This is a genomic window from Arsenophonus sp. ENCA (assembly GCF_002287155.1).
In the GTDB taxonomy this organism is placed as follows: domain Bacteria; phylum Pseudomonadota; class Gammaproteobacteria; order Enterobacterales; family Enterobacteriaceae; genus Arsenophonus; species Arsenophonus nilaparvatae.
Genome location: NZ_NHNG01000374.1, coordinates 1 through 5,510 on the forward strand (window position 1 = coordinate 1; position 5,510 = coordinate 5,510).

Annotated in this window: 5 protein-coding genes; 2 read left to right on the forward strand and 3 right to left on the reverse strand. The window is 40.7% G+C overall.

Annotated features, from left to right (window positions below; genetic code table 11):
* Positions 1-85 precede the first annotated feature (85 nt).
* Both CBG25_RS09820 and CBG25_RS09825 read left to right on the forward strand, forming a co-directional pair.
* Positions 86-1,072: a DUF4874 domain-containing protein gene (locus CBG25_RS09820; protein ID WP_290606356.1), complete on the forward strand. Its 987-nt coding sequence runs from the start codon at positions 86-88 to the stop codon at positions 1,070-1,072.
* A complete protein-coding gene (locus CBG25_RS09825) occupies positions 1,059-1,334 on the forward strand; it encodes a hypothetical protein (protein ID WP_290606358.1) in 276 nt (91 codons plus the stop codon). The genes CBG25_RS09820 and CBG25_RS09825 overlap by 14 nt, the downstream gene beginning before the upstream one ends.
* Positions 1,335-1,515: 181 nt before the next feature.
* On the opposite strand, the gene pta is transcribed toward CBG25_RS09825, so the two are convergent.
* The 3 genes from pta to CBG25_RS09840 form a co-directional block, all read right to left on the reverse strand.
* Complete coding sequence (gene pta / locus CBG25_RS09830; RefSeq protein ID WP_290606360.1) at positions 1,516-3,654, reverse strand: phosphate acetyltransferase; 2,139 nt, start codon at positions 3,652-3,654, stop codon at positions 1,516-1,518.
* A gap of 73 nt (positions 3,655-3,727) precedes the next feature.
* Positions 3,728-4,930, reverse strand: a complete 1,203-nt coding sequence (locus tag CBG25_RS09835) for an acetate kinase (RefSeq protein ID WP_290606362.1) — start codon at positions 4,928-4,930, stop codon at positions 3,728-3,730.
* A gap of 299 nt (positions 4,931-5,229) precedes the next feature.
* On the reverse strand, positions 5,230-5,510 hold a 281-nt coding region (locus CBG25_RS09840; RefSeq protein WP_290603775.1), incomplete at its 5' end, for a transposase family protein.

The window sequence follows — 5,510 nt, forward strand, 5'->3', positions numbered from 1 at the left end:
AAACGATTATCTCGTAACAGCCGCTCTTTGTTGATCATTTCAAACCTTTATTCTCTAAGTTAAACCTCTTTTTATTCTCAATAGCGTGACAAAAAATGCAAGTCTCTATTCAGCAACTAGTTTTATGTATGACCAAGGATTTACTTTGTTGCATTTCGTTTGGGAATTGGCGTTTTGCCAAGCGAAATTAGCCGGTGTTAAGCTGCTGGTTAGATTTGTCTATAAATATGCTAACCATATTCTGGAGCCCAAGGTAGAAAAAGTAAAACAACATATGCAACAATTGAAGCCACTATTGGCCAATGGCGTAATGTATGCCTTTCAATTTGGTTGGATTGGTACCTGGGGCGAGCAACACGGTAGTTGTTATCAAGATGAGGAAAAGCGTCAAATCTACCGTACATTTTATACCGATTATATGCCGGCAAATAGAAAACTAACCATGCGTTATAAGTCTAATCGAGATATGTTGATTAACTCACTTGGGCCATTACAGTTTAATGACCAATTTCGTATTGGTTTTAATAATGATTACTATACCTTAGATGCGCATAAATATGCTACTGGCAATGACTTTACTTGGCAAAGTGCAGTATATAACGATCTGAAAAAAATTGGCGTAAATTCTATCTATGACGTTGAAATGCCTTACAACGATGATGGCCGTGATACCTGGTGCCTTAATGCTATTCCTGCTGATTTTGGCTGGGGAACGATTTGGCGCTTTACTGAATTAGGCGCTTCAACTTTTAGTATTATACATAATTTAAATTTATGTATAGCCGCTTTACGCAAAGCGGTTATAAATTTAAAACGGTTTGAAAATGTAGGATTTATCTGTGACCGGGATTATTTTTGGGATCAAACCAGGAAAAGTTATATCACAAGAAGCGCCTTTGAATATATTAGAGATCATCTTGGCTATAGGTTGACACTTGAAGAAGCAATTTATCCTTTGTTTGTTAAAGTCGGTGATTATTTTGATTTAAAGTTTAGCCTAAAAAATTATGGTTTTGCCAGACCAGTAAACGTCAGGCCAATTGCTATTGTGTTACTCGATGAGCAACATTAGATCAAATGGCAGTTTTTTTTTGCCTGCTGGTGCTGAGAGGTGTGCTGCGGGCAGAGGATATACATTTAGTATTTCCTGTCAGGTTATTAATATAAAAAGCGGAAAACATTTGCTAGCGTTATGGTTACCTGATGAAAGTCCTATGTTAAGGGATGATGCCAAATATGATATACAATTGGCAAATGGGGGAAGTAATTTCAGTTTAATTGTTACCGATAAACATCGTTTTAATGTTTTCGCTACCATACCAGTTATTGAATAAAACTCAGCTAGTAAATTGAGGGCGTTAGCCAGTTTTTAGCTATTAGTGTGTTTTTTCCATTCAGTTAGCGGTTAGTAAAACTTCATTTCATCGATTAAGGTTAGTTATTGATTAAGTGTTTCATGAATAAAAAAGCTGAAACACATTGTGTTTCAGCTTTTTCACTAGTGAGCAAAATCCATTATTTTTGATTTTGTGTTGCCTGAATAGCGGTGAGCGCAATGGTATAAACGATATCATCAACTAGCGCGCCACGGGACAAGTCATTAACCGGTTTACGCATCCCTTGTAGCATTGGGCCGATAGAAACCAGATTAGCTGAGCGTTGTACCGCTTTATAAGTGGTGTTGCCAGTATTGAGATCAGGGAAAATAAACACTGTGGCTTGACCGGCTACCGGTGAATTTGGTGCTTTAGATTTAGCCACATCGGCCATAATGGCGGCATCATATTGTAGTGGACCGTCGATCACCAGATCTGGCCGTTTCGCTTGCGCCAAATTGGTTGCTTCACGTACCTTGTCTACGTCACTACCGGCACCGGAGTTACCGGTAGAGTAAGAGATCATCGCCACGCGCGGTTCAATACCAAATGCTTTGGCAGAATGGGCTGACTGAATGGCAATTTCCGATAATTGTCCGGCTGTTGGGTCTGGATTTATTGCGCAGTCGCCATAAACTAATACTTGCTCAGGTAACAGCATAAAGAATATCGAGGAGACGATTGAACTTCCTGGCGCAGTTTTGATTAGTTGCAACGGTGGGCGAATAGTATTGGCGGTGGTATGAACCGCGCCGGAAACTAAACCATCAACCTCATTTTTTTCCAGCATCATGGTGCCTAACACCACATTATCTTCTAACTGTTCGCGCGCAACAATTTCAGTCATGCCTTTATTTTTACGCAGCTCAACCAAGCGCTCAACATAATTTTTCCGTACTGATTTAGGCGCTACAATTTCGATCCCCGCGCCTAATTCAATTCCTTGCGCGGCGGCAACCCGTTTTATTTCATCAGGTTCACCTAGCAGAATACAGGTGGCAATACCTCTTTCAGCGCAAATAGCCGCTGCTTTTACCGTACGCGGTTCATTACCTTCCGGTAGCACGATACGTTTATTCGCTTTACGTGCGAGCTCGGTTAATTGATAACGGAAAGCCGGCGGTGATAGTCGTTTGGGTCGTTCAGAATCAGCAGTCAGTGAATTGATCCATTTTTGGTTGATATGCAAAGCAACATAATTTTGTATTTTTTCAATCCGCTCATGATCATCTGCATGCACTTCTAAGCTGAAACTTTGTAGACTTAATGAAGTTTGCCAGGTATTGGTATCTACCATCAGCACCGGTAAACCCGTTTCGAAAGCGCGGTGACAGAGATCGTGTATCGGCTTGGCAATAGGATAACCACCAGTTAACAGTAACGCGCCAATTTCGATGCCATTCATGGCAGCTAGACAGGCAGATACGATAACATCAGGACGATCAGAAGRGGTTACCAGCAATGTGCCGGGACGAAACAGCTCGACCATATTGGGCACACTGCGGGCACAGAAAATAACCGATTTTATGCGCCGGGTTTGTAATGCGCCTTCATTGATGATAGCGGCATTCAGATGATTCGCAATATCAATACCACGGGTGGCTATCAGATCAAAATTCCACGGAATACAACCCAAAATTGGTAGCGGACAATTGTCAGCTAACGTTTTGCTATCAATTTTTGCGATTGTGGCTTTCGTTGATTCATCAAATATTTCTGATAAATCAGGACGGGTACGGCCATGCTCATCAACTGGTGCATTGAGTTTATTGATAATTACCCCAGTGATATTTTTATTTTGTCCACCACCAAACTCTGCGCGGGCTAACTCAATGCGCTCTTTTAACTGTTCTGGTGTATTGTTACCCAGTGCGGTGACAAAAATAACGTCAGCTCCCAGCGTGTTAGCCATATCGTAATTCAGCGATTGGGCAAAAGGGTGCTTACGGGTAGGCATTAAACCTTCGATCAGAATAACTTCAGCCTGCTGCGTATTGTCATGGTATCGTGCAACAATCTCTTCCATTAAAACATCTTTTTGATCATTAGCCAGTAGGGATTCAACATAACTCATTTTTAGTGGTTCAGCGACCTGAACACTAGAGTGGGAGCGTAATACTTCAGTTGTCTGATCTTTATTACCCAAACGGGGTTGAGCAATGGGTTTAAAAACCGTAAGACTAACCCCTTTTTGTTCCATTGAACGAACGACCCCTAAACTGACGCTGGTTAAGCCAACACTAATGTCAGTCGGTATTAACATTATTGTACGGGACACAAATACCTCTTTAACAATTGCAAGATGTTCAACTCAGTACTGCCAATCAGTAGACTGACAGTTTCTAATCTATTTATGCCGTTAGACGGCTCGCGTCCTGTGCAATAACTAACTCTTCATTTGTTGGAATAACCAGAGCGGGAATGCTATCGTCAGTTGTGATCTTGCCTGATTTGCCAAAACGGGCGGCTAAGTTGCGCTCGTGATCATATTTAATACCAATTAAAGATAGCTTCTTAAGGCTTAATTCACGTACTAAAGCTGAATTTTCGCCAATACCACCGGTGAAGATAATAGCGTCTAGGCGTCCTTCCATTAATGCACAATAAGCGGCGATATATTTGGCTAAACGATGACAATAGACATCCATCGCCCGTTTTGCATCTGCTTTAGTGTCATAATTGTCTTCAACATAACGACAATCGTTGGTAACTTCAGTTAAACCGAGTATGCCAGACTCTTTGGTTAATAATGTATTGATCTGATCAACACTCATACCCAAGGCATCGTGAAGGTGGAACACAATAGCTGGATCGATATCACCACTGCGGGTTCCCATTACTAAGCCTTCTAGCGGTGTGAGACCCATTGAAGTATCTACCGATTGACCATTAACGACCGCGGTAACTGATCCACCATTGCCCAAATGACAGGTGATCACATTCAGTTTATCGATCGATTTATTCAATTCTTTGGCAGCTTGCTGGGAAACATAGTAATGACTGGTACCGTGCGCACCGTAACGACGAATACCATGCTCTTTGTAAAGATTATAAGGTAGAGCATATAAATAAGCTTCAACCGGCATGGTTTGATGAAAGGCGGTGTCAAATACAGCGACATGCTTGTCATTTAAATGTGGAAATGCTTTTTTAGCTTCTTCAAGTCCAATAATACCAGCAGGATTATGTAATGGTGCAAATGGAATAGAGGCTTTAATGCCTTCAACGACTTCATCATTGATAATAACCGATTTGGTAAATTTTTCACCACCATGAACAATACGATGGCCAATAGCCGAAATGGCTTGCGCTAATTCTGGTTTTGCGGTGAGAATTTGATTGACAATGAAAGCCATTGCTTCACTGTGGGCAGCGCCTGAACCTAAAGCAGCTTCGTTTTTAGTGCCATCTATTTTCCACTTAATACGGGCTTCTGGTAGATGAAAACATTCTGCTAAACTAGATAGTTGTTCTTCGCCGTTAATCGGATCAATGATAGCAAATTTAAGGGAAGAGCTACCGCAGTTGAGGACAAGTACCAGCTTACTTGACATGGAATTACCTACTATATCGTTATCATGGAGTCTTCTTTGTCAGATTAACCAGGAAGACTAGGGTTAATAAACATCAATCCAATAGAATGCTAGTAGCCTAGCTTATCCCTGGGATCATACTGAATGATTAATATCATATTTATGCAATATTATGATATTTTAATTGTATTTATTGACTAAATAACTATGTTTGCAATGTTAATATTAAAGATGCAATATAATATTAACATTATGGATTGAAAACATAAAGCGTGTTGCTTAATAGTGAAATAAGGGTGTTTCGGTGATTGAAGTAAATTTTACGCTGTTCTGAGATGGAAATTCCAAAGACCTGCGCTAAGGAGTAAGAAGGTATCATCAATAAAGGGTCTACGATTCCGTAAAATTTGGGTCATGCAACCGAGGCGCTTGATACCCGCGATGGCGTGTTCAACTGTAATACGGATGCCCGAGATTATTTTATTTTCTTGTTTTTGTTCAGGCGATAAAGGTCTTTTTCGAGTTCCTTTTTTTGGGATTTGTGTATTAGGATGCTGTTTATCTATACCTTGAAAACCGGTATCTGCCCAGATGGTTACCT

Coding starts and splice junctions, on each gene's coding strand:
- CBG25_RS09825 (WP_290606358.1), top strand. CDS start 1,059: ATGAGCAACATTAGATCAAATGGCAGTTTTTTTTTGCCTGCTGGTGCT.
- CBG25_RS09835 (WP_290606362.1), bottom strand. CDS start 4,930: ATGTCAAGTAAGCTGGTACTTGTCCTCAACTGCGGTAGCTCTTCCCTT.